The sequence below is a fragment of the Streptomyces tuirus genome, from assembly GCF_014701095.1.
Classification (GTDB): domain Bacteria; phylum Actinomycetota; class Actinomycetes; order Streptomycetales; family Streptomycetaceae; genus Streptomyces; species Streptomyces tuirus.
Window position 1 is genome coordinate 5,378,402 of sequence record NZ_AP023439.1, and the last position, 24,084, is coordinate 5,402,485.

A 24,084-nucleotide genomic window follows, 5' to 3' on the forward strand; every position below is an offset into this window, starting at 1 on the left:
GCCCTGCGAGGGGCCGCGAGCCCGTCAAGGGCCGAGACCGAAACACCGCTCAGTAAGGAGTTACGGAAAACATGGACGCTGTGACCCAGGTCCCCACGCCCGTCAACGAGCCGGTGCACGGCTACGCCCCCGGCTCGCCCGAGCGGGCCCGCCTGGAGGCCAAGCTGAAGGAGCTGGCCGACAACCCCGTCGACCTGCCCTGCACCATCGGCGGCGAGAAGCGGATGGGCGGCGGCGAGGCCTTCCAGGTCGTCCAGCCGCACAACCACAAGGCCGTGCTCGGCACCTACCGCAACGCCACGCAGGCGGACGCCCAGGACGCCATCGACGCGGCCCTGGCCGCCGCGCCCGCCTGGCGTGCGATGGCCTTCGACGACCGCGCGGCGATCATCCTGCGCGCCGCCGAGCTGCTGTCCGGCCCCTGGCGCGAGACGCTCGCCGCCTCCACCATGCTCGGCCAGTCCAAGACCGCCCAGCAGGCCGAGATCGACACGCCCTGCGAGCTGATCGACTTCTGGCGGTTCAACGTCTCCTACGCCCGCAAGCTGCTCGCCGAGCAGCCCCCGGCGAACTCGCCCGGCGTGTGGAACCGTCTGGACCACCGCCCGCTGGAGGGCTTCGTCTACGCGATCACGCCCTTCAACTTCACCGCCATTGCGGGCAACCTTCCGACGGCCCCCGCCCTGATGGGCAACGTCGTCGTCTGGAAGCCGTCCCCGACGCAGACCCACGCCGCCGTGCTGCTGATGCAGCTGCTGGAGGAGGCCGGTCTGCCCAAGGGCGTCATCAACCTCGTCACCGGTGACGGCATCGAGGTCTCCAAGGTCGCCCTGGAGCACCGCGACCTCGCCGGCATCCACTTCACCGGCTCGACCCCCACCTTCCAGTACCTGTGGAAGACGGTCGGCAACAACATCGAGAAGTACCGCACCTACCCGCGTCTCGTCGGCGAGACCGGCGGCAAGGACTTCCTCGTCGCCCACCCGTCGGCCGACCCGGCGATCCTGAAGACGGCGTTCACCCGCGGTGCCTTCGAGTTCCAGGGCCAGAAGTGCAGCGCCACCTCCCGCGCGTACATCCCGGCCTCGATCTGGAACTCCGGCTTCAAGGAGGAGCTCGCGGCCGAGGTCGACGGCATCAAGATGGGTGACGTCACCGACCTGTCGAACTTCATCGGCGCCGTCATCGACGAGCGTGCCTTCGCCAAGAACAAGGCCGCCATCGACCGCGCCAAGGAGGACGCCACCTGCACGATCGTCGCGGGCGGCACCTACGACGACTCCGAGGGCTATTTCGTCCGCCCGACCGTCATCGAGTGCACCGACCCGGAGAACGAGGTCTTCCGCACCGAGTACTTCGGCCCCATCATCGCCGTGCACGTCTACGAGGACGACAAGTACGACGAGATGCTGACCCAGATGGAGTCCGTCTCCGACTACGCCCTGACCGGCTCGGTCATCGCCAACGACCGTGCGGCGGCGGCCTACACGGCCGACAAGCTCCGCTACGCGGCGGGCAACTTCTACATCAACGACAAGTCGACCGGCGCCGTCGTCGGCCAGCAGCCCTTCGGCGGCGGCCGCGCCTCCGGCACCAACGACAAGGCCGGCGCCCCGCAGAACCTGATGCGCTGGACCCTGACCCGCGCCATCAAGGAGACGCTGGTCCCGCCGACGGACTACACGTACCCGCACATGGGCTGACATCCCCCGCACCAACCGACGGGCCAGGTCGAAAAGACCTGGCCCGTCGGCATGCCGGGCGAAAGACTGGGCCGATGACCATCCCTGTGCGCACCACCCACACCGCCGATCTGCCCCCCGCCGAACTCGACGCCGTGCGCGGCCTGCTGGACGCCGCGTTCGAGGGGGACTTCGGGGACGAGGACTGGGATCACGGGCTCGGCGGCATGCATGCCCTCGTGCACGACGGCTCCGGGCTCGCCGCGCACGGGGCGGTCGTGATGCGGCGGGTGCGGCACGGCGGGCGGTGGCTGCGGGCCGGGTACGTCGAGAACGTCGCCGTGCGCGCCGACGTCCGCCGTGGCGGCCTCGGCGGGCGGATCATGGCGGAGCTGGAGCGTGTCGTCGACCGCGCCTACGACCTCGGCGCCCTGTCCGCGAGCGACGACGGTGCCCGGCTCTACACCTCCCGCGGCTGGCAGCCCTGGACCGGTCGGGTGCACGCCCTCAGCCCGCGGGACGGCATCGTCCGGCTGCCGGAGGAGGAGGGCAGCACCTACGTCCGCGCCGCCCTGGCCGGCTCCCTCGACCCCGCGCATGAGCTGGTCTTCGACTGGCGCGACGGCGACGTGCTCTAGAGATCACCGCAGGTCAGCGCGGTGTGACCCAGTCCACCGTCTCAGATAGTAGGAAGTCCGAGTAATTGTGGAGACAGACGCTCCGCGCTCCCTTAGCTTTGTAGGAGCCGAACGTCTCGCTCGACCAAGCGAATGGCGGTCGTGAGCCGGGCCCCGTGCAGGCAACCCCTGCGGCACCGCTCCCCGTCCACTTCCGGCGTCTCGTAACCCTCCCTGTGCACTCCGTGCTGTCGAAGGAGTCGATTTCCCATGGCCGAGACGACCGTCCGCCGCCGAGTCCGTCACATCTCCCGTACGACCGAGTCCGACCGGAAGAACGCCGCCGCCGCGCTCCAGCGCGCCCTCGACCGCAGGGACAACGGCGGATCCAGCGGCCACTGAGCCGCGCACCGCAACAGGACCGGGAGCCGCCCGACGAGGCGCGGCGCGGGGTCTCACGCCCCGCGCCGTACCTCGAAGTGGTCGATCCGCTCACCGCTCGACGACAGCGCCGACACCTTCAGTCCCGGCCTGGCCCCGCTGCGCGCCTCCACCGAGAGGAACGAGAAGCCGCGGTAGCGCACCCGCGACCACTGCGCCGACTCCGCCTTGGCGCCCTGGGACTTGGTCCACCGGAACGTGCTGACCGGCTCGTGGTCGGAGGTGTTCCCCTCGTAGCTCTCCTTCACGCCGTCGGGGAAGCCGTACAGGTCCTTGCCACCCCCGCCCGCGGTGACGTACACGATCCCGTCCCGCCGCGGATCCGTCGTCCCGCCGACCGGCACCGGCCGGCCCACCTCGCCGCCCCGGATGGCGTCCGTCCGCTCGTAGACGTGGTTGTGCCCGTTGATCACCAGATCCACCTCGTGCCGGGCGAACAGCGGCAGCCACTCGGCGCGCACCCCTCCGTCCGAGGCGTGCGTGGACGTCGAGTAGGCGCAGTGGTGGAAGAAGACGACGATGAAGTCGACGTCCTTCGAGGAGCGCAGTTCGCCGAGCTTGCCGTCCAGCCACTTCGTCTGCCGCCCCTCCGTGTAGCCGAAGTTGGCGGGAATCTCGTACGACACGTCGTTCGCGTCCAGCGCGACCACACCCACGTTGCCGTACGTGAAGGCGTACACGCCCGGTGCCGTGCGCGCGTCGAAGCCGCTGTCCGGCAGGGAGAACCGGGCGAGCTGGCCGCCGTAGCCGTCGGGTGAGTACCAGGCCTCCATGTCGTGGTTGCCGGTCGTCACCATCCACGGCACCGACCGGGCCACCGGCTCGGTCTGCTTCAGGAACCGGTCCCACTGGCTCGCGTCGAAGACGTCCGACTCCTTGCCCTTGCCGGTCGGATCGGCGTAGCAGATGTCGCCGGCGTGCAGATGGAAGGCGGGCTTCCGGCGCAGCAGCGTACGGTCGTTGAGGGCCGCCTCGTCACCGACGCCCTGGTCGCCGAACGCGGTGAACACGAAACGCCCGGGCGCTCTCGCCGGTGCCGTGCGGAACGACGTCACGGTCGGCCGGTGCCGCGGGGAGGCCGGGTCGAAGCCCTCGTGGCCGACGCCGTAGTAGTACGTCGTGTCCGGACGGAGGCCGTCCAGCGCCGCGTGCAGGTAGTACTGCTCGACCGCCGCCCGGATGCCCTTCAGCTCCGGGGTGCGCAGGTCGCGCAGCTCCGCCTCGATCTTGCGGCCGAGGTCGTCGGGGCGCAGGCCCACCCGGACGTACGGCTTCCGCACCGCGAGCGGCACCTGCCAGGAGATCCGCATCTGTGTCTTCGGGTCGGCGCCGAAGGCGAGATGGCGGCCGAAAGGGGTGACGAGGGATCCGGGCGCCGCCGACGTGCTCGGCGACGGGAGCCCGGTCGCCGTGGCGCCGGTCCGCCCGGTACGGGAGGCGGAACCGGAGCCGGAGCAGCCGGTCAGCAGCCCGCCCGCCACCGCGCCCGCCGTCACCAGGGTGCGCCGCCGCGACAGCCGGGTCCGCAGGTACACGTGCTGCTCCGCCATGCTCATCCGGCCGGCGAGCTCGGGCGGGATGCCGAAGTGGGGGATCTCCATGTCCAGAGAATGTCCCAGCACAGGCCAACGGCCGCACCACATACGGGTGAACGGAACCCGGCGGACGCGTGCCGTCCCCCGGTCGGGTGCGTCCCCCCTGTCCGCATCCCGGACACCGTGTGTCATCCCATGGGACGAGGAGTAGGGTGCCCGCATGTCTCGCAGCCTCAATCTCGCAGTGATTCCCGGTGACGGCATCGGCCAGGAGGTCGTGGCCGAAGGCCTGAAGGTCCTCTCCGCCGTCCTTCCGCAGGATGTGAAGCTGGAGACCGAGGAGTACGACTTCGGCGCCCGGCGCTACCACGCCACCGGTGAGACCCTCACCGACGCCGACCTCGACGCCCTGAAGCGGCACGACGCCATTCTGCTCGGCGCGATCGGTGACCCGTCCGTGCCGTCCGGCGTCCTGGAGCGCGGCTTCCTGCTCAAGCTCCGCTTCGCCTTCGACCACCACGTCAACCTGCGTCCGTCGAAGCTCCTCCCGGGTGTCGCCACCCCGCTCGCCGGTGAGCCGCAGATCGACTTCGTCGTGGTCCGCGAGGGCACCGAGGGGCCGTATACCGGCAACGGCGGCACGATCCGCACGGGCACCGAGCACGAGGTCGCCACCGAGGTCTCCGTGAACACGGCCTTCGGCGTTGAGCGCGTGGTCCGCGACGCCTTCGCCCGGGCCCAGGCCCGCCCCCGCAAGAAGCTGGCGCTGATCCACAAGAACAACGTGCTGACCTTCGCGGGTCACCTGTGGACCAACATCTTCAACAAGGTGGCCGAGGAGTTCCCCGAGGTCACCACCGAGTACATGCACGTGGACGCGGCGACGATCTACCTCGTCACGCAGCCCGAGCGCTTCGACGTGATCGTCACCGACAACCTCTTCGGCGACATCGTCACCGACCTCGCCGCGGCCGTCTCCGGCGGCATCGGCGTCGCCGCGAGCGGGAACATCAACCCCTCCGGCGACTTCCCCTCGATGTTCGAGCCCGTGCACGGCTCGGCCCCGGACATCGCGGGCCAGGGCAAGGCCGACCCGACCGCCACCGTGCTGTCCGTCGCGCTGCTGCTGCGCCACCTCGGCTACGAGGCCGAGGCCGCCCGCATCGACGAGGCGGTCGCGGCCGACCTCGGCGAGCGCACCGGCAAGCCCGCCCGTTCCACCTCGGAGATCGGCGACGCGCTCGCCGTACGCGTAGCCGGCTGACCCGCCGCTGCACACCGCAAGCCGCCGGGTCGCATCAGCACCCGGCGGCTTCCGCATGTTCCCGCCGGGTGCCACCATCGACCACCGTGCCGCAATCACCCCGTTCCTTCCCCCGCCGCCCCCGCGCGATAATCGAACGCGAGGCCGCGGAATGAGGGAATGCTCGGACGTCCTAGCACTGGTCACCATCAGCGCAGTACCGAGCGCGGCCCGTCACTACAACCGGTGAAGGACATCAACCCATGACGACGCCCACGATCGAGCTCAAGCCCTCCGCCAACCCGCTCTCCGACGCGGAACGCGAGGGGATCCTGGCCAACCCCGGGTTCGGCCGCCACTTCACCGACCACATGGTGACGATCAAGTGGACGGAGGGCCGCGGCTGGCACGACGGCCAGCTCGTGCCGTACGCGCCGATCTCCCTCGACCCCGCCACCACGGTCCTGCACTACGCGCAGGAGATCTTCGAGGGCCTGAAGGCCTACCGCCAGCCCGACGGGTCCGTCGCCACCTTCCGCCCCGAGAAGAACGCCGAGCGCTTCCAGCGCTCCGCCCGCCGGCTCGCGATGCCCGAGCTGCCGGTCGAGACGTTCATCGAGGCGTGCGACGCCCTGGTGAAGCAGGACAAGGCGTGGGTGCCGGCGCACGGGGGCGAGGAGTCCCTCTACCTGCGGCCGTTCATGATCGCCACCGAGGTCGGGCTGGGGGTGAAGCCGGCGAACGAGTACCTGTTCCTGGTGATCGCCTCCCCGGCCGGGGCGTACTTCCCCGGTGGTGTGAAGCCGGTGTCGATCTGGGTCTCCGAGGACCGCGTGCGCGCCGTCCCCGGCGGCATGGGCGACGCGAAGACCGGCGGCAACTACGCGGCGTCCCTGCTCGCGCAGGCCGAGGCCGCGACGAAGGGCTGTGACCAGGTCTGCTACCTCGACGCCGTGGAGCACACGTGGGTCGAGGAGCTGGGCGGCATGAACCTGTACTTCGTGTACGGCGACAAGATCGTCACGCCGTCGCTGACCGGGTCGATCCTGGAGGGCGTCACGCGCGACTCCCTGCTCGCCGTCGCCCGGGACCTCGGGTACGAGGCGGAGGAGGGGCGGGTCTCGGTCGACCAGTGGCAGCGGGACTCGGAGAACGGGTCGCTGACGGAGGTCTTCGCCTGCGGTACGGCCGCGGTGATCACTCCGGTCGGTACGGTGAAGCGGGCCACGGCGGAGTGGAAGCAGGGCGGGGGAGAGCCGGGCGAGGTCACGCTGCGGCTGCGCCAGGCGCTGCTGGACATCCAGCGGGGTACGGCCTCGGACGCCCACGGCTGGATGCACCGCCTGGCCTGATCCCCTCCTGGCCCCCGGGGGCTCCGCCCCCGGACCCCCGGCCTGTGCCCACCCACCACCCGAAGCGGTCGGGCAAGGAGCCCGACCAGCGGCGCTGCCCGAATCAGTCGGACAGAGAAGCCGGTGCAGGGGCCTTGACCCCGGGTTCCGTCGACACGGACCCCGGGGCCGTCAGGGCGTAGGCGACCCCTCCCACCACCCCCGACAGCAGGAAACTGCAGTCCACCCCGCCGGTCAGCGCCAGCAGCGGCCCCTCGTACGACGGCAGGGACACCGCCAGGACGCCCACCGTCGCGCCGGCCGCCCAGGAGAGGGCCGCCGGGACGTTCCAGCCCGAGCGGTACCAGTAGACGCCGCCCCGGGCGCGGCGGTTGAAGACCTGGAGGGCGTCCGCGTCGTAGACCCCGCCGCAGCGGGCGAAGCCGATGAGGGTGATGACCGCCCACGGCGTGCCGATGGCGGTCAGGAGCAGCACGAAGGACGTCATCACGTCCTGCGCGGTCGAGTAGTAGTGCCCGGCGAACACCGCGGCCGTGGCCACGACGGCGACCGTGTACGTCGCCGTCGCCCGGGACGCGCGCGGCAGGATCGCGTCCAGGTCGAGGCCCATCGAGTACAGCATCAGCCCCGCGTTGCCGACCGAGCCGGCCGAGGCCGCCAGGAGCAGCGGGACGAGGTACCAGGACGGGGCCGCGTCGACCAGCGGGCCCGCGTAGTCGAGGGCCGCCCCGGCCGCGTACGCCGTGAACGTGCCGAACAGCTGCGGCACCAGCAGGCCCAGCAGCAGCCCCAGCCAGGTCGCGTGCAGGACCCGGCGGGAGGAGTGGCGGGCCGGGGAGATGTAGCGGGTGTAGTCGCCGAGGAGCGTGATGAACGCGACCGGCCCGGACAGCCCGGCGGCCACGGCCGCGAGCAGCCAGGTCGGCCAGTAGCCGCCCAGGAGATAGCCGCCGGCCTCCGGCAGCGCGGCCGTGGTGAAGGCGGGCGCGTACGCGATCACTCCGACGGCCAGCAGGGCCGTCATGCCGAACGCCAGCACCCGTGACATCGCGAGCAGCACCCGGTAGCCGTACACCGCACCGGCCACCGTGGCCGCGGCGAGCAGCCCGTAGACGACCGCGTACGACGTCCCGCCCTGCGGCAGCCTGGCCAGCCGGCCCAGGACGCTCACCATCACGTCCCCGCCGATCCACACGGTCAGCGCGGTGTAGCCGAGGGCCAGCAGCAGCCCGACCACCGAGCCGATCAGCCGCCCGCGGACCCCGAACTGGGCGCCGGAGGAGGTCGACAGATTGGTGCCGGTGCGCAGCGAGACCAGGGCCAGCGGGGCCGTGAACAGCACGCCCACCACCGTGCCGGCGAGCACCGCACTGACCGACGACCACCAGTCCAGACCGAACGACGGCGGCAGCCAGCCGAAGACGATCACGCCCAGGCAGAGGTTGGAGCCGAGCAGGATCGACACGAGGTCGCGCGGCCCGCTGGTGCGCTCGTCCTCGGGGATGGTGTCGACTCCGCGCTGTTCGATCGGCATGCTGGTCTCCTTGGTTAGAACGACGTTCAATGTGGTGGGTGCATTGGTTCGGCGTCAACCTTTCGGTCGAGGGAATTTCATGTTTAGAGTGATGCTCTAAACGGAGGGAGTGACATGCGGCTGACCCCGACCGAACGCGACCGGCTGCTGCTCTTCGGCGCCGCCGAGCTCGCCCGCGCCCGCAGGGCCAGGGGACTGAGGCTCAACGTCCCCGAGGCGACCGCGCTCATCGCCGACACGGTGTGCGAGGCCGCCCGGGACGGCAGGCGGCTCGCGGAGGCCGTCGAGGCCGCACGGTCCGTCCTCGGGCCCGACGACGTGCTGCCCGGTGTCGCCGACGTCGTCACCGAGGTGCACGTCGAGGCCGTCTTCGACGACGGCTCGCGGCTCGCGGTCGTCTCCGACCCCATCGGCGGCGGCTCGGGGCCGGACGCCCCGGGCGCACTGCTGCCCGGCCCGGAGGACGCCGAGCCCGAGCCGGCCGAGCGGCTCACGGTCACCAACACCGCGACCGTGCCGGTCTCGGTGACCTCCCACTTCCACTTCTTCGAGGCCAACCCGCGGCTCGACTTCGACCGCGGACGGGCCTACGGCCTGCGCCTCGCCGTCCCCGCGGGATCGTCCGTCCGGTTCGGGCCGGGGGAGAGCGCCGAGGTCGGGCTGGTGCCGATCGGGGGCGAGCGGATCGCCATCGGGTTCGCCGGGCTCGTCGACGGGCCGCTGGACGCGCCGGGCGCCAAGGCGGAGGCCCTGAGGCGGGCCGCCGCCTGCGGCTACCTCGGCGTACCGGAAACCGCAGCCGAACAGGAGGCCGAGCGATGAGCCGCCCAGGAGGCCACCCCGCCGAGGCGCGCCGCCTCAACCCCTACGAATACGCCGCCACGCACGGCCCCCGCGCGGGCGACCGCATCCGGCTCGGTGACTCGGGCCTGGTCGTCAAGGTCGAGTCCGACTCCCAGCGCCGGGGCGACGAGTTCCTCGCCGGGTTCGGCAAGACCGCCCGCGACGGGCTGCATCTGAAGGCGGCGGCGGTCCGGGAGACCTGTGACGTCGTGGTCAGCAACGTCGTGGTGATCGACGCCGTGCAGGGCGTCCGGAAGGTGTCCATCGGCATCCGCGAAGGCCGGATCTGCTCGATCGGGCGGGCCGGCAACCCCGACACCCTCGACGGGGTCGACGTCGTGGTCGGCACGGGCACCTCGATCGTCTCCGGCGAGGGCCTCATCGCCACCGCCGGCGCCGTCGACACCCACGTCCACCTGCTGTCGCCGCGCATCATGGAGGCCTCGCTCGCCTCCGGCGTCACCACGGTCATCGGGCAGGAGTTCGGGCCGGTGTGGGGCGTCGGCGTCAACTCGCCCTGGGCGCTGCGGCACGCGTTCGGCGCCTTCGACGCCTGGCCGGTCAACATCGGCTTCCTCGGCCGCGGTTCCTCGTCCCACGAGGCGCCCCTGATCGAGGCCCTCGCCGAGGGCGGCGCCTCGGGTTTCAAGGTGCACGAGGACATGGGCGCCCACACCCGCGCCCTGGACACCGCCCTGCGCGTCGCCGAGGAGCACGACGTCCAGGTCGCGCTGCACAGCGACGGGCTGAACGAGTGCCTGTCGGTGGAGGACACCCTGCGCGTGCTGGAGGGCCGGACCATCCACGCCTTCCACATCGAGGGCTGCGGCGGCGGGCACGTCCCCAACGTCCTGAAGATGGCGGGCGTGCCGAACGTCATCGGCTCCTCCACCAACCCGACCCTGCCCTTCGGCCGGGACGCCGTCGCCGAGCACTACGGCATGATCGTCTCCGTCCACGACCTCAAGACCGACCTGCCCGGCGACGCCGCCATGGCCCGCGACCGCATCAGGGCCGGAACCATGGGCGCCGAGGACGTCCTGCACGACCTGGGTGCCATCGGCATCACCTCGTCGGACGCGCAGGGCATGGGGCGCGCGGGCGAGACGGTCCGCCGTACGTTCGCCATGGCCGGGAAGATGAAGGCCGAGTTCGGCGCCCCCGACGACGAGCACGACAACGAGCGCGTCCTGCGCTACATGGCCAAGCTGACCATCAACCCGGCCCTCGCGCACGGGCTTTCCCACGAGGTCGGGTCCATCGAGACCGGCAAGCTCGCCGACATCGTGCTGTGGCGGCCCGAGTACTTCGGTGCCAAGCCGCAGCTGGTGCTGAAGGCCGGCTTCCCGGCGTACGGCGTGGTCGGCGACCCGAACGCGGCGACCGACACCTGCGAACCCCTCGTCCTCGGGCCGCAGTTCGGCGCGCACGGAGCGACACCGGCCGAGATATCGGTGGCGTTCGTCGCGCAGGCCGCGCTCGACCAGGGGCACGACACCATGCCGACCCGGCGCCGCAGGGTCGCCGTGCGCGGCACCCGTGGCATCGGCCCGGCCGACCTGCGCCTCAACTCCCGTACCGGAGCGGTCGACGTCGACCAGCGCACCGGTCTCGTCACCCTCGACGGCGAGCCGCTGCGCTCCGAACCCGCCGAGTCCGTCTCCCTCAACCGTCTCTACTTCCTCTGAGGACCAACGATGCCCGCAGCCGCCGACGGCTTCCGCATGCCCGCCGAGTGGGTTCCGCACGAGCGGACCTGGATGGCCTGGCCGGGCCCGAACGAGACCTTCGACGACCCCGGGGAGCTGGCCGCCGCCCGGGTCGCCTGGGCCTCGGTCGCCCGGGCCGTACGCCGCTTCGAGCCGGTGACGGTCGTGTGCGGGCCGGGACAGTCGGGTGCGGCGCGTGCCCTGCTGGGCGACGGTGTCGACACGGTCGAGCGGGATCTCGACGACGCCTGGATGCGCGACATCGGCCCGACCTTCCTGACCGACGGGAAGGGCGGACTGGGCGCCGTCGACTGGACGTTCAACGGCTGGGGCGCCCAGGAGTGGGCCCGCTGGGAGCACGACGCGAAGGTCGCCGCGCACATCGCCGACCTCGCCGGGGCACGGACGTACGCCTCGAAGCTCGTCAACGAGGGCGGGGCGATCCATGTCGACGGCGAGGGCACGGTCCTGCTGACCGAGACCGTGCAGCTCGGCCCGGAGCGCAACCCCGGCTGGTCCCGCGAGCAGGTCGAGGCCGAGATCCACGCCCAGCTCGGCACCCGCAAGGCGATCTGGCTGCCGCGCGGCCTGACCGGCGACTACCCTCCCCACGGCTTCGGCACCCTCGGCCATGTCGACATCGTCGCGGCCTTCGCCCGCCCGGGCGTTCTCGTGGCCCACTCCCAGCCCGACCCCGCCCACCCCGACCACGAGGTGACCCGGGAGGTCATCGGCCTGCTGAAGGCACAGACGGACGCGCGCGGGCGGCGTCTGGAGGTCGTCGAGGTCCCCGCCCCGACCGTCCTGGAGGCCGACGGCCACTGGGCCGACTACTCCTACATCAACCACTACCTCTGCAACGGCGGCGTGGTCCTGTGCGGCTTCGACGACCCGCGCGACGAGATCGCCGCCGGCATCTTCCGCCGCCTCTTCCCCGAGCGCACCGTGACGCTGGTGGACGCCCGTACGATCTTCGCGGGCGGTGGCGGCATCCACTGCATCACACAGCAGCAGCCGAGGATCTAGGAGTTGTACATGGCCGGAGGGCGACGGCAGGCCCCGCCCCGCGAGGACGTCCTCGCCGCGGCCATGGAGATGATCGCCGAGCGCGGCCTGGAGAAGCTCACCATGGCCGCGCTCGGTCGCGAGGTCGGCATGAGCAGCGGCCATCTGCTCTACTACTTCGGCTCCAAGGACGAACTGCTGCTGCGCACCCTGGAGTGGAGCGAGGGCCGCCTCGGCGCCGAGCGCGGCCGGCTGCTGACCCAGGCCGCGCCCGCCCGCGAGCGCCTCGACGCCTTCGTCGACCTGTACGTCCCCGACGGCCACCGCGACCCGCACTGGACGCTGTGGCTGGAGGTCTGGAACCGCTCGCAGAACGCCGATGCCGACGCCCGCGACCGGCAGGCCGCCATCGAGGGGGCCTGGCACCGCGACCTGGTGGCGCTGCTCGCCGAGGGCGTCTCGCGCGGGGAGTTCCGGCGCGTCGACCCGGACCGGTTCGCCGCCCGTCTGCGCGCGCTGCTGGACGGCTTCTCCATCCATGTGGCGATCGGCCTGCGCGGCACCGACCGGGCGCAGATCCTGCGCCACGTGCGCGAGTTCCTCGCCGACAGCCTCCTCGCGGACGCCTGAACGTACGCCCGGGTTGTACTCAATACGACGGATTGACCCTCTGGCCCGTCGTGATGTTGGCTCTGAGCAGCCCTCGGCGCGGGGCCGGGGGAGAAGCGTCCACGGGGAATCAGGGGCTCAGGCCCGGGACCCCGGGAACAACGGGGGGAACAGCACATGACCAGCACCAGGAGGGTCACGTCCGGCGCGCTCGGCGTGGCTCTGGCCGTCACGCTCGGCATCGTGGCCGCGCTGCCCGCGACAGCGGCGCCGGCGCCCGCGCCGCGGACCGAGAAGGCGAGCGTGACCCCGGACGGCAGCGACGGCAACGCCCCGTCCGGTGGGCCGAGTCTGAGCGCCGACGGCCGCCTGTTGGCCTTCGTCTCCAGCGCCGACAACCTCGTCGCCGGTGACACCGACGGCACGGCCGACGCCTTCGTCCGCGACCTGAAGGCCGGCACGACGAGGATGGCCGGCCGTTCGGTGGACGACTCCGTCGACGGCGTCGCCCTCAGCGGCAACGGCCGGTACCTGGCCATCAGCGCCACCGGCCCGGACGACGGCCTGAGCCACATCTGGGTCGAGGACCTCACCACCGGCGCCCTGCAGCGCGTCGAGGACACCGTAGCCTCCGGCTACGACACCGCCCGGCAGCCCGCCCTCAGCGCCGACGGCCGCTACGTCGCCTTCATCGCCGAGCGGTCGCGGTACTCGGAGGGGGACGACCGCTGGGGCCGCGTCTACCGCGTCGACCGCACCACCGGCAAGGCCGTCCGCATCAGCCACGTGCCCGCCGCCGGCGACCGCAAGACCGCCGCCACCCACCCGTCCATCAGCGCCGACGGCAAGCGCGTCGGCTACCGGTTCTTCGTGCCGCACCCCGCCTCGGGCGACTGGAGCGACGCCTGGGTGCGGGACGTCCCGAGCGGCGAGCTGATCCAGGCCGACCTCGCCCCGGACGGCCGCACGTCCGACGGTCAGACCGAATCCCCGCAGGTCAGCGCGGACGGCCGGTACGCGGTCTTCAACTCGCTCGACGCGCAGCTGACCCCGGGCGACACCAACCGGGGCCACAACGTCTTCATCCGCGATCTCGAGAGCGGCGAGCTGCGCCGGATCGACGCCGCCGACCCGGCCGCCTTCACCGCCTTTCCGCGGCTCAGCGCCGACAACCGGTATCTGGCCTTCGTATCGGCCGACCCCGGCGACACCGACTACACCCACCGCGCATATGTCCGAGACCTGCGCACCGGCCGCACGGTCCTCGCCAGCGCGGACGCCCGCGGCGGCCCGAACGACCAGAGCGTGTCCGCCCCGGTGATCGACCGCAACGGCCGCACGGCCGCCTTCGGCAGTGCCTCACCCGATCTCGTGCCCGGCGACACCTACGACACCGCGCACGTCTACGTCCGTCACCTGAGGTGACCGACCGCATCCTGAGACGGCGGTGAGCGAAGCGCGGGGGTTGTGCCAAACTGCCCCCGTGCTCTCGTTCGCCATGATTATTGGCAGCAGGCGCGCCGGTCCGCAGTGACCGCCACGTACGACCAGGTACGGGCGGACACCGTCGTCCTCGACCCGCGCGCAGACCTCTCGCACCCGCGAGAGGTTTTTCGCATTTCTGGCCCACCCGCAGCCGGAGGCGAGAGCGCGAGGGAGTATGTGAGGGCGGTGGAGCCGGTCATTCCGGTACGACCGAGATCCCATCCTCAGGAGCCTTGAGACCATGACCGAAACCAGCGAGCTCGACGATTCGTTCCACGTCTTCGACACCACCCTGCGCGATGGCGCACAGCGGGAGGGCATCAACCTCACCGTCGCCGACAAGCTGGCCATCGCACGGCACCTGGACGACTTCGGCGTGGGCTTCATCGAGGGCGGCTGGCCGGGCGCCAACCCCCGGGACACCGAGTTCTTCGCCCGCGCCCAGCAGGAGATCGACTTCCGGCACGCCCAGCTCGTCGCGTTCGGCGCCACCCGCCGCGCCGGCACCACCGCCGCCGAAGACCCGCAGGTCAGGGCGCTCCTGGAGTCCGGTGCGCAGGTGATCACGCTGGTCGCCAAGTCGCACGACCGGCATGTCGAGCTCGCGCTGCGCACCACCCTGGACGAGAACCTGGCCATGGTCGGCGACACGGTCTCCTACCTCAAGGAGCAGGGCCGCCGGGTCTTCATCGACTGCGAGCACTTCTTCGACGGCTACCGAGCCAACCCGGAGTACGCCAAGGCGGTCGTCCGCACGGCGTCGGAGGCCGGCGCGGACGTCGTCGTCCTGTGCGACACCAACGGCGGCATGCTCCCGGCCCAGATCCAGGCCGTCGTCTCCACGGTCCTCGCCGACACCGGCGCCCGGCTCGGCATCCACGCCCAGGACGACACGGGCTGCGCGGTCGCCAACACCCTGGCCGCCGTCGACGCCGGCGCGACCCACGTGCAGTGCACGGCCAACGGCTACGGCGAACGCGTCGGCAACGCCAACCTCTTCCCCGTCGTGGCGGCCCTGGAGCTCAAGTACGGCAAGCAGGTCCTGCCCGAGGGCCGCCTGCGCGAGATGACCCGCATCTCGCACGCCATCGCCGAGGTCGTCAACCTCACGCCCTCCACGCACCAGCCCTACGTGGGGCTCTCCGCCTTCGCCCACAAGGCCGGACTGCACGCCTCCGCGATCAAGGTCGACCCCGACCTCTACCAGCACATCGACCCCGAGCTGGTCGGCAACACCATGCGGATGCTGGTCTCCGACATGGCCGGGCGCGCCTCCATCGAGCTCAAGGGCAAGGAGCTCGGCGTCGACCTCGGCGGCGACCGCGAACTGGTCGGCCGGGTGGTCGACCGGGTGAAGGAGCGCGAGCTCAAGGGCTACACCTACGAGGCGGCCGACGCGAGCTTCGAACTCCTCCTGCGCGCCGAGGTCCAGGGCGGGCCGCTGCGCTACTTCGAGGTCGAGTCCTGGCGCGCCATCGTCGAGGACCGGCCCGACGGCTCCCACGCCAACGAGGCCACGGTCAAGCTGTGGGCCAAGGGCGAGCGCATCGTCGCCACCGCCGAGGGCAACGGCCCGGTCAACGCCCTGGACCGCGCCCTGCGCGTGGGCCTGGAGAAGATCTACCCCCAGCTCGCCAAGCTGGAGCTGGTGGACTACAAGGTCCGCATCCTGGAGGGCAAGCACGGCACCAACTCCACGACCCGGGTGCTGATCTCCACGTCCGACGGCATGGGTGAGTGGTCGACGGTCGGCGTCGCCGAGAACGTCATCGCCGCGAGCTGGCAGGCCCTGGAGGACGCGTACACCTACGGGCTGCTGCGCGCGGGGGTCGCTCCGGCGGAGTAGCCCCCGGCCCGGCCGGGGGTGTGGCCCCGGGCAGGCGTGCGGGTGTCACATCGCCATGCCCGGGACCGCGGCACCGGCGCGGGTGTCACATCGCCGTGTCTCGGGACCGCGGCACCGGGACCTCACCGCCCCGGTCGCGGCCGGGAGTCCGGTCGAGGCGGAACAGGCCCGCGGTGTGGGAGCGCTGGCCGGTGGCGGTGCCGGTGGAGCGGGTCAGCTCCTCGACGCCGTCGGCCAGGTAGCCGACCCATGCCGTGCCCTCGTCCTCGATGATCCGCTGCGCGTCGGTCCGCAGCCGCTCGATCACCCCGAGCAGGGCGGCCTGCTCCTTGTCGCTGGGGGAGTCGGTGGTCCTCAGATACGCCTGCGCCCAGTCGGACTGCGCCTTCTTGAGGATCTGCTGCAAGCCCATCTCCGCCCGGATGTAGCGGGTCCAGGACGCCGAGAACCCGAAGACCCGGTCGAAGAGCACACAGCCCGCCCCGCCGGCCAGGAAGACGAACCCCCACTCGGGCTGCACGGTCGTGGGCGAGGCCGCGTGCACCAGCGGCGTGATCGTGCCGACGATGCCCAGCAGCGCCGCGAGCGCCCGCAGCGAACGCGACCACAACGACGGTCCCCGGCGCCGTGCCAGGTACCAGCCGATCGCCGACGTCACCTCCGCCTCGGCGTGCCGGAACAGCTCCCACAGCAGGTCGGCCCGCGTGCGCGACCGGTCCAGCTCGGTCAGTTCGGACACCGTCATGTCCGCAGCTCTACGTCGTCCGAACATGCCCCTGCTCCCGCCCGTCCTGGATGGCCAGAGGCATCCTAGGCGCAGCCGCGGCAACAAATCCCTGCCTCGACGGATAACCCTTTCTGTGCCGTTTCGGGTAGCTTCGAACATATGAGGGCCGCACTGGTGCGTACCGCCGTACGCCTGCTGATCGTGCCGTTCGCCGCCGTACTGGCGGTGCTGCTGGCCGGTGCGCCGGGCGCGCACGCGGCCACCGACCTCTCCGAGGTCGCCCGGAACCTGCGGGAGAACCCCGTCTACGTCGATCCGGCCGCCTCCGGGCAGCTCGCCGCGTCCGACGCGGAGGCGCTCGCCGACAAGATCAAGGACGCCGGCAAGCCGGTCTTCGTGGCCGTCCTCCCCGCCGGTTACCCCACGCAGGACCTCTTCCGGAACCTCCGCACCGAGACCGGCATCACCGGCCTGTACGGCGTCCGGCTCGGCGACCGGTTCGACGCCCGCGCCGACAGCTCCGTGATGAGCCGGCAGGCGGTGTCCAACCTGGTCGCGGCCGTGCAGGACGCGGGCGACGCCAAGGCCCAGCTGAACGACTTCGTCGACGACGCCCTGCGCAACGTGGGCGGTTCGGCGCCGAGCAGCTGGAGCGACGGCTCGGGCACCGACGTGCCGGTCGGCGGCCTGATCACGATCGGCGCGCTGGCCGCGGCCGGCGGCGCGGGCGCGTACGCCCTGGTCCGCCGCAACCGGCGCCGCCACGAGGAGGAGCAGCGGGCCGCGTTGGAGAAGCTGCGGGTGGTCGTCGACGAGGACATCACCGCGTTCGGCGAGGAACTCGACCGGCTCGACTTCCATCCTTCCGAACCGGGCGCCGACGACGAGATGCGCTCCGACTACGAGCGTGCCCTGGACTCCTACGACCGGTCCAAGTCCCTGATGGCCGCGGCGACGAAGCCGGAGGACGTCCGGGCCGTCACCGAGGCCGTGGAGGACGGCCGGTTCTCCCTGGCCCGGCTCGCGGCCCGCCGCGAGGGCGGAGCCCTGCCGGAGCGCCGCCCGCCCTGCTTCTTCGATCCCCGGCACGGCCCCGCGGTCGCCGACGCCACGTGGACGCCGCCGGGCGGCACCTCGCGCGAGGTCCCGGTCTGCGCGGCTGACGAAAGGCGCCTGGCCGAGGGCCGCGACCCGGCGATCCGCGAGGTCGACACCGACTACGGGCGCCGCCCCTACTGGGAGGCCGGACCGGCGTACGGCCCCTGGGCCGGCGGCTACTTCGGCGGCGGCCTTCTGCCCGGCCTGCTCGTCGGCACGATGCTCGGCAGCATGATGGCCACCCCCGCCTACGCGGCCGACTACGGCTCCGGCTACGGCGACTTCGGCGGCTACGAGGGCGGCGACGTCTCCGGCGCGGACTTCGACTCCGGCGACTTCGGGGGCGATTTCGGAGGAGGCTTCGGAGGCGGGGACTTCGGCGGCGGCGGGGACTTCGGGGGAGGGTTCTGAGCGGGCGGGGCCCGGCGCGTGCCCGTGCCCGTGCCCGGGAGTCCATGTGGCCGGCGTGCCCGTGCTGGCGGAGTCGATGTGCCGGCGTGCCCGTGCCGGCGGAGTCGATGTGCCCGGCGGAGCGGGCCGGGCCTGGGCCCATGCCGCGGGAGTCCATGTGCCTGGCGTGCCCGTGCCGTGGGAGTCGGCGTGCCCGGCGCCCCCGTGCCACAGCCTCTCAGGCCCGTGGCGTCCCCTGTCCGACGGCCCGCTGACCCAACCGGGCGGCCAGGCCGGCCACTGCGAACGCCAGAGCCACCAGGCCCGCGCTGACCCACACCGGCGCCCGGTATCCGAACCCTGCGCCGATCACCGTGCCTCCGGCCCAAGGGCCCACCGCCGCACCCACGTTGAACGCCGCCGTGGCGAAGCTTCCGGCCAGGGTCGGTGCGTCCTGTGCCGCGTACAGCGCCCGGGCGATCAGCGTGGAGCCGACGCCGAAGGACAGGGCGCCCTGGGCGAAGAGAGACGAGCGCGAGGACCAGGACGGGGTGTCCGGCGCCGAGGGCCAGCGCGCACCAGCCCGCGCCCAGCGCCAGGCCCCCGCCGGCGAGCACCGGCCCGGGACGCCGGTCGGCGACATGCCCGGCGACGGTGACCCCCGTGAACGCCCCGCCCCGAACAGGGCCAGGACCCCCGGGACCCAGGAGTCGCTGGACGGCACGCTAGGCGGATCCGGGAGACCGGGTCCACCGGTTTTCCTCCGGCTCCGACCGGGCGGCGGTCAGGCCCGTGCCCCTCCGGCCGCCACCACGGTGGACGACGACGACCGCCACGAGGCAGACGGTCAGCCCGAGAGCGGTCTGCACACCGAACGGCTCACCGAACATCAGCGCGCCCCAGACCGCGGTGACCGGGGCCATCAGGAACATCAGCGTGTTGACCTCGGTGACGCCGGAGCGCTTCAGGATCAGCCAGTAGAGCCCGTACCCGCCGAACGTGGACAGCGCCACGAGCCAGGTGACGGCCAGCCAGAAGTCCCCCCGCGCGGGCGGTGCGGCCGTCCCGGTGCCGAGGGCCAGTACCGAGAACAGGACCGCGCTGGTCACGCAGTGGACGGTCAGCGACACCGACGGGGCGACCCGCGAGCGGGCCCGGCTCTCCAGGAACGTCGCCCCGACCAGGGACAGCATGCCGAGCAGGGGGACGGCGTAGGCCCACCAGGCCACGTCGCCGCCCGCGGCCGCGTCGGCCAGCGTGACCACGGCGACACCGCTCAGCCCGAGGCCCAGACCGAGCCACTGCCGGCCCGAGACGTACTGCCCGAGCAGCGGCCCCGCGAGGGCTCCGGCGACCAGGGGCTGGACCCCGTCGATGAGGGCCGTCGTCCCGCTGGAGACGCCGAGCTGGATGGCGTGGTAGACGCTGAGCAGATAGCCGCTCTGCGACAGCACGCCGACCACGGCCTGCCGGGCGAGGTCACGGGCGGTGAGACCGCGCCAGGGCGATCGCATGACGACGGCGACGGCGACAAGGACGACGGCCAGCGGCACGAACCGCCACATCAGGACGGTGAGCGCGGACGCGCTGCCGGCGCCGAGCTTGGCCCCGATGAAGCCGGAACTCCAGCACAGGACGAAGGCGACGGACAGGAGGATGTTCACGACATCACAACCAGTAGACAGATCGGTTTACCCGTTCCCCGCTCACTATACAGATCGGTATAGTCGGGTGCCATGGGTACCACCGCGCCGAACCCCCGCCGGATCACGATGACGCCCGCCGCCCGCCGCGTCCTGGCCGCCGCCGCCCGGCTGTTCTACGAGCGCGGCATCCACGCCGTCGGCGTCGACCTCATCGCCGCCGAGGCCGGCGTCACCAAGAAGACGCTCTACGACCGGTTCGGCTCCAAGGAGCAGATCGTCGTGGAGTACCTCGCGGACCGCGACGAGCGCTGGCGGGCCTTCCTCGCCGAGCATCTCGACGCGGCGGGACCGGACCCGGGCGAGCGCGTCCTGGCGGTGTTCGACGCCTCGCGTGCGTGGGCGGAGGAGTTCGGCCCGAGGGGGTGCAGCATGGTCAACGCCCACGCGGAGATCAGTGACCCCGCCCATCCGGCCCACCCGATCATCACCGGCCAGAAGCGGTGGATGCTCGCCCTGTTCACGGATCTGGCCTCGGAGATCGCACCCGAGACGGCCGACTCGACGGCCCGGACGCTGATGCTGCTGCACGAGGGCGCCCTGGTCGCCCACGGCCTGGGCGTCTTCCCGGACGCCATCGCCGGGGCCCGCGAACAGGCCCGCGCGCTGCTGGCATAGCGGACGGAACCTGTCCTGTTTCCCTCCTACGGTGATGCCATGACCACTGACGACGGCACCGGCTCCCTCCCCTTCGGTACCGCGGCCGACCTGGACTCCTGGCTGACCGCCCACCCCGCGCCCCACCCCGGCCTGTGGGTCAGGGTCGCGAAGAAGGGTTCGGGCATCCCGTCCGTCAGCGCCGCCGGTGTCAACGACGTGGCGCTGTGCCACGGGTGGATCACCGGGCAGCGCAAGGGACTTGACGCGTCCTACTACCTACAGCGGATCACCCCCCGGCGCCCGGGAAGCCTGTGGTCCATGGTCAACGTCCGGCGGATCGAGGAGCTGACCGCCGCCGGACGGATGCGGCCCGGCGGGCTCGCGGAGGTGTCGGCCGCACGGGCGGACGGCCGCTGGGAGGCGGCGTACGCGTCGCAGAAGGACGCCGAGGTCCCGGCGGACCTGGTGGCGGCGCTGAACCGCAGTCCCCGCGCCGCCGCGGCCTTCGAGGCGCTGGGCCGCACGGACCGGTACCTGGCGATGCTCGGCGTGCTCCGCGCCCGGACGCCGGGGAGCAGGGCCGCGCAGGTGGCGGCGGCGGTGGCGAAGCTGGAGTCGGCGGAGCCGGAAAGCCGCTGACTTCACCGGGCCGAGGCCGTCGCACCCACGGAACGGGCCCGGCACCCCTCGGTGCCGGGCCCGTGGAGCCGTGGGTCAGAGGGTCGACGCCGCCGACGCGATGGCGGAGGCGAACGTGGAGACCTCCGTGTAGACGCCGGGAGCCTCGGGACGGGCGCAGCCCTCGCCCCAGCTGACGATGCCGACCTGGATCCAGGCGCCGGCGTTGTCCTTGCGGAACATCGGGCCGCCGGAGTCGCCCTGGCAGGTGTCGACCCCGCCCGCGTCGAAGCCGGCGCAGATCTCCTCGTTCGCGACGAGGCCGCTGTAGAGACCGCCGTAGGCCTTGCACGCGGCGTCGCCGACGAACGGCACGGTCGCCTTCAGGAGGTAGCGCTGCTGGGAGCCGCCCTCACGGTTCGCGCCCCACCCGGCGACGGTGAAGTCACCGGTGTTGTACTGCGTGGTGGTGGCGATCTTCAGGGTCGGCAGGTTGATGGGCTGGGCGAGCTTGATCAGCGCCCAGTCCTTGCCGGTGCCGTTGTAGCCGGGGGCGCGCAGGACCTTGGTGGAGCGGACCTGGACCCGGCCGCTGGAGGACTGGAGGTCGACGACCCCCGCGGTGGCGGTGATGCTCGTGTTGTTGCCGGAGGAGCCCACGCAATGCGCGGCCGTGAGCACGATCTGCTGGGTGTAGAGCGCGCCGCCACAGCCCATGGAGAGCCGGACCATGAACGGGAACTCGCCCTGCGCGGCCCGGGTCCCGCCGACGACGGGCGAGGGGGCGGCCTGGGCGGCGGAGACGGGCTGAAGGCTGGCGATCGCGAGCGCGGCGGCGCCGAGGGCCGCGCATCTCTTGAGGGCCGTGAGAAGTCTCTTCAACGTGATGCCTTCCGTGGGGGGTTGACTGGGGAGGTGCAACCGAAGCATCAGATTGACGAGCGCATGACAGCAGCGTGGGCAAAAAGAATGTCCATGTGCTGGCATGGACTGGTCAAAATACTGCTGCTGGATTATGGGAACGCCGGGAGACTTCGCACAAGGGGCGGGAACCGGCCAGACCGGCCCGGGGTGATGTCACCGGGCCGGTCCCGCGGGGCTCACGCGTTCTTGATGGCCGAGATGTCGAAGTTGAGCTTGATCTTGTCGGACACCAGGACACCGCCGGTCTCCAGCGCGGCGTTCCAGGTCAGGCCCCACTCGGAGCGCAGGATCTCCGCCTTGCCCTCGAAGCCGACGCGCTCGTTGCCGAAGGGGTCCTTCGCGGCGCCGTTGAACTCGAGGTCGATGGCGAGCGTGCGGGTGGTGCCGAGGATCGTCAGCTCGCCGGTGATCCGGTAGTCGTCACCGCCGAGCGCCTCAGCCTTGGTGGAGCGGAACGTCATGGCCGGGAACTCGTCCGCCTTGAAGAAGTCCGCGCTCTTCAGGTGGCCGTCGCGGTCGGCGTTGCCCGTCTCGATGCTGTCCATCACGACGTCCAGCGAGGCCGTCGACCGCGACGGGTCGGTGCCGTCGAGGTGGAGCGTGCCGGTGAAGTCCTGGAAGCTGCCCTTGACGTTGGTGACCATGGCGTGCCGGGCGACGAAACCGAGCGTCGAGTGCGCGGGGTCGATCGTGTAGTCGCCGGTCAGGGCGGCCAGCTCGGGGCTCACGGCGGCATCGGTGGCGGCGGCGGTCTGGGTGTCGTTACGGCTGAAGATGCTCATGGGGTACGCCTCCTGCGCTTGATGTTGAATCTTTAACTACTCCAACGCGACCCACCGTAGACCTATTCCGTTCAATGTTCAACATCTTTGGCGGGTGTGTCCGCATCACGCCCGCCACCCCTCCGGACCGCTCCCGGATCTTCCCCTCCCCCTCGCGTACCCCCGCTTGGCGCAATCGCGCGCCTCGCGCGGGTGGTTCCGCCGGCAGCGGTGCCCGGCGGCCCGGCGTGCGGGCGGCCCACCGGCCCGGGGCCTGCCGGCGGCGCCGCGCCGGACCCCGGGCGGCCACCCGTGCGGTGGCGGGGTCCGGCGAGAGGGGGTTCCGTTTCCAGTGAGCGTATGGAGACAGACGAGACCACGGCGGACGCACAGCGCAGGGGAGAGCGACTCGTGACACTCACCGGCTCCGGCTCGGCCTACGACCCCCCGGCGGACCCCACCCCGCGCCGCGCCACGGCCCCCGTCCCCGCCCGGGTGAACCAGTACGGGCCGCCGCGGCGGCTCGACCGGCGCGTGGCCCTGGTCACCGGCGCCTCCTCGGGCATCGGGGCGGCCACGGCACGGCGTTTCGCGATGGACGGCTGGCAGATGCTGCTGAACGGACGCGACCGGCACCGCCTGGAGCAGACGGCGTCCGGCACCTCGGCCGTCGTACTGCCCGCCGACCTCGCCGCCCCGGGCGGCCCCCGCCTGCTCGCCCAGTCCGCGCTGCACACCACCGGCCGGATCGACGTCCTGGTCGCCGGGGCGGGCATGGGCTGGACGGGCCCCTTCACCGCCATGCCGCACACCGACATCGACCGCGTACTGACGCTGGACCTCAACGCCACGCTCCACCTCGTGCGCGAGGTGCTGCCCACCATGATCGCGGCCGGGCGGGGGCGCGTGGTGCTGCTCGGCGCGGTCGCGGGCTGCGTGCCCCTGCGGGAGGAGGCGGTGTACTCCGCCGCCAAGGCGGGCCTGGCCGCCTTCGCCGAGGCGCTGCGCCAGGAACTGCGCGGCACGGGCGTGGGCGTGACCCTCGTCGTGCCCGGCGCCGTCGACACGGCCTTCCACACCCGCCGCGGCAGGCCCTACGACGGCACCCGCGCCGGGCTCCTCTCGCCCGGCTGCGTCGCCGGCACGATCTGGGAGGCCGTCCGGCACAACCGCGACGAGGCCTACGTCCCCACCTGGCTGACCGTCCCGGGCCGGGTCCGCGGCCTCGCACCGGGGTTGTACCGCCGCCTGCTGAACCGCTTCGGCTGATCCTTGGCCGGCTGTGCCCGGCGAGATGACGCCGAACGGGCCTGACCCGGGTGAGCCTCGCTCTGGCCGCCCGGCCATACCCCCGTTCCGGTC

Annotated in this window: 22 protein-coding genes; 15 read left to right on the forward strand and 7 right to left on the reverse strand. The window is 72.1% G+C overall.

What is annotated here, in order from left to right; translation table 11 throughout:
• Window positions 1–71 precede the first annotated feature (71 nt).
• The 3 genes from pruA (at window position 72) to IGS69_RS34990 (ending at window position 2,701) form a co-directional block, all read left to right on the forward strand.
• Window positions 72–1,703, forward strand: coding sequence for an L-glutamate gamma-semialdehyde dehydrogenase (gene pruA / locus IGS69_RS24820; protein ID WP_190902723.1), 1,632 nt, complete (start codon window positions 72–74; stop codon window positions 1,701–1,703).
• A 74-nt stretch (window positions 1,704–1,777) separates the two neighbouring features.
• Window positions 1,778–2,320, forward strand: coding sequence for a GNAT family N-acetyltransferase (locus IGS69_RS24825; RefSeq protein ID WP_190902724.1), 543 nt, complete (start codon window positions 1,778–1,780; stop codon window positions 2,318–2,320).
• A gap of 249 nt (window positions 2,321–2,569) precedes the next feature.
• Complete coding sequence (locus IGS69_RS34990) at window positions 2,570–2,701, forward strand: hypothetical protein (RefSeq protein WP_269783182.1); 132 nt, start codon at window positions 2,570–2,572, stop codon at window positions 2,699–2,701.
• A gap of 53 nt (window positions 2,702–2,754) precedes the next feature.
• Here IGS69_RS34990 and IGS69_RS24830 read toward each other — a convergent pair whose 3' ends face one another.
• On the reverse strand, window positions 2,755–4,341 hold the full coding sequence (locus IGS69_RS24830; RefSeq protein WP_190902725.1) for a purple acid phosphatase family protein: 1,587 nt from the start codon (window positions 4,339–4,341) through the stop codon (window positions 2,755–2,757).
• 154 nt (window positions 4,342–4,495) lie between these two features.
• Between IGS69_RS24830 and IGS69_RS24835 the strand changes: the two genes are divergently transcribed.
• Together IGS69_RS24835 and IGS69_RS24840 are read left to right on the forward strand one after the other, a co-directional pair.
• Window positions 4,496–5,539: a 3-isopropylmalate dehydrogenase gene (locus IGS69_RS24835; protein ID WP_190902726.1), complete on the forward strand. Its 1,044-nt coding sequence runs from the start codon at window positions 4,496–4,498 to the stop codon at window positions 5,537–5,539.
• Between the two features lie 242 nt (window positions 5,540–5,781).
• The gene (locus tag IGS69_RS24840; protein ID WP_190902727.1) at window positions 5,782–6,870 is read left to right on the forward strand and encodes a branched-chain amino acid aminotransferase; all 1,089 of its coding nucleotides are present in this window, start codon (window positions 5,782–5,784) and stop codon (window positions 6,868–6,870) included.
• 103 nt (window positions 6,871–6,973) lie between these two features.
• On the opposite strand, the gene IGS69_RS24845 is transcribed toward IGS69_RS24840, so the two are convergent.
• Window positions 6,974–8,404 carry a cytosine permease gene (locus tag IGS69_RS24845; protein WP_190902728.1) on the reverse strand — a complete coding sequence of 477 codons (1,431 nt, stop codon included), beginning with the start codon at window positions 8,402–8,404 and terminating at the stop codon, window positions 6,974–6,976.
• Window positions 8,405–8,518: 114 nt separating this feature from the next.
• Between IGS69_RS24845 and ureA the strand changes: the two genes are divergently transcribed.
• From ureA to cimA, 6 genes are all read left to right on the forward strand, one after another.
• Window positions 8,519–9,226, forward strand: a complete 708-nt coding sequence (gene ureA, locus IGS69_RS24850; protein ID WP_190902729.1) for an urease subunit gamma — start codon at window positions 8,519–8,521, stop codon at window positions 9,224–9,226.
• Window positions 9,223–10,935, forward strand: coding sequence for an urease subunit alpha (locus IGS69_RS24855; protein WP_190902730.1), 1,713 nt, complete (start codon window positions 9,223–9,225; stop codon window positions 10,933–10,935). The genes ureA and IGS69_RS24855 overlap by 4 nt, the downstream gene beginning before the upstream one ends.
• A 9-nt stretch (window positions 10,936–10,944) precedes the next feature.
• Window positions 10,945–11,982 carry an agmatine deiminase family protein gene (locus tag IGS69_RS24860; protein ID WP_190902731.1) on the forward strand — a complete coding sequence of 346 codons (1,038 nt, stop codon included), beginning with the start codon at window positions 10,945–10,947 and terminating at the stop codon, window positions 11,980–11,982.
• Between the two features lie 9 nt (window positions 11,983–11,991).
• Window positions 11,992–12,591 carry a TetR/AcrR family transcriptional regulator gene (locus IGS69_RS24865; protein ID WP_190902732.1) on the forward strand — a complete coding sequence of 200 codons (600 nt, stop codon included), beginning with the start codon at window positions 11,992–11,994 and terminating at the stop codon, window positions 12,589–12,591.
• Between the two features lie 156 nt (window positions 12,592–12,747).
• Window positions 12,748–13,995: a TolB family protein gene (locus tag IGS69_RS24870; RefSeq protein WP_190902733.1), complete on the forward strand. Its 1,248-nt coding sequence runs from the start codon at window positions 12,748–12,750 to the stop codon at window positions 13,993–13,995.
• A gap of 301 nt (window positions 13,996–14,296) precedes the next feature.
• A complete protein-coding gene (cimA, locus tag IGS69_RS24875) occupies window positions 14,297–15,901 on the forward strand; it encodes a citramalate synthase (RefSeq protein ID WP_190902734.1) in 1,605 nt (534 codons plus the stop codon).
• An 85-nt stretch (window positions 15,902–15,986) separates the two neighbouring features.
• Here the strand turns inward: cimA and IGS69_RS24880 are convergent, their stop codons facing one another.
• Window positions 15,987–16,646: an SLATT domain-containing protein gene (locus IGS69_RS24880; protein WP_190902735.1), complete on the reverse strand. Its 660-nt coding sequence runs from the start codon at window positions 16,644–16,646 to the stop codon at window positions 15,987–15,989.
• A 141-nt stretch (window positions 16,647–16,787) separates the two neighbouring features.
• Here IGS69_RS24880 and IGS69_RS24885 point away from each other — a divergent pair, with 141 nt between their 5' ends.
• Complete coding sequence (locus IGS69_RS24885; RefSeq protein ID WP_190902736.1) at window positions 16,788–18,137, forward strand: hypothetical protein; 1,350 nt, start codon at window positions 16,788–16,790, stop codon at window positions 18,135–18,137.
• 217 nt (window positions 18,138–18,354) lie between these two features.
• Here IGS69_RS24885 and IGS69_RS24890 read toward each other — a convergent pair whose 3' ends face one another.
• Together IGS69_RS24890 and IGS69_RS24895 are read right to left on the reverse strand one after the other, a co-directional pair.
• The gene (locus tag IGS69_RS24890) at window positions 18,355–18,759 is read right to left on the reverse strand and encodes an MFS transporter (RefSeq protein ID WP_385864830.1); all 405 of its coding nucleotides are present in this window, start codon (window positions 18,757–18,759) and stop codon (window positions 18,355–18,357) included.
• An 82-nt stretch (window positions 18,760–18,841) separates the two neighbouring features.
• Complete coding sequence (locus tag IGS69_RS24895) at window positions 18,842–19,780, reverse strand: DMT family transporter (protein WP_190902737.1); 939 nt, start codon at window positions 19,778–19,780, stop codon at window positions 18,842–18,844.
• A gap of 72 nt (window positions 19,781–19,852) precedes the next feature.
• On the opposite strand from IGS69_RS24895, the gene IGS69_RS24900 reads away from it, so the two are divergent.
• Window positions 19,853–20,437, forward strand: a complete 585-nt coding sequence (locus IGS69_RS24900) for a TetR/AcrR family transcriptional regulator (protein WP_190902738.1) — start codon at window positions 19,853–19,855, stop codon at window positions 20,435–20,437.
• Window positions 20,438–20,476: 39 nt separating this feature from the next.
• Window positions 20,477–21,058, forward strand: a complete 582-nt coding sequence (locus IGS69_RS24905) for a YdeI/OmpD-associated family protein (protein ID WP_190902739.1) — start codon at window positions 20,477–20,479, stop codon at window positions 21,056–21,058.
• A gap of 75 nt (window positions 21,059–21,133) precedes the next feature.
• Here IGS69_RS24905 and IGS69_RS24910 read toward each other — a convergent pair whose 3' ends face one another.
• Window positions 21,134–21,919: a S1 family peptidase gene (locus IGS69_RS24910; protein WP_190902740.1), complete on the reverse strand. Its 786-nt coding sequence runs from the start codon at window positions 21,917–21,919 to the stop codon at window positions 21,134–21,136.
• A gap of 218 nt (window positions 21,920–22,137) precedes the next feature.
• Window positions 22,138–22,743, reverse strand: a complete 606-nt coding sequence (locus IGS69_RS24915; RefSeq protein WP_190902741.1) for a YceI family protein — start codon at window positions 22,741–22,743, stop codon at window positions 22,138–22,140.
• A gap of 390 nt (window positions 22,744–23,133) precedes the next feature.
• Between IGS69_RS24915 and IGS69_RS24920 the strand changes: the two genes are divergently transcribed.
• A complete protein-coding gene (locus IGS69_RS24920) occupies window positions 23,134–23,991 on the forward strand; it encodes an SDR family NAD(P)-dependent oxidoreductase (protein ID WP_190904629.1) in 858 nt (285 codons plus the stop codon).
• Window positions 23,992–24,084 lie beyond the last annotated feature (93 nt).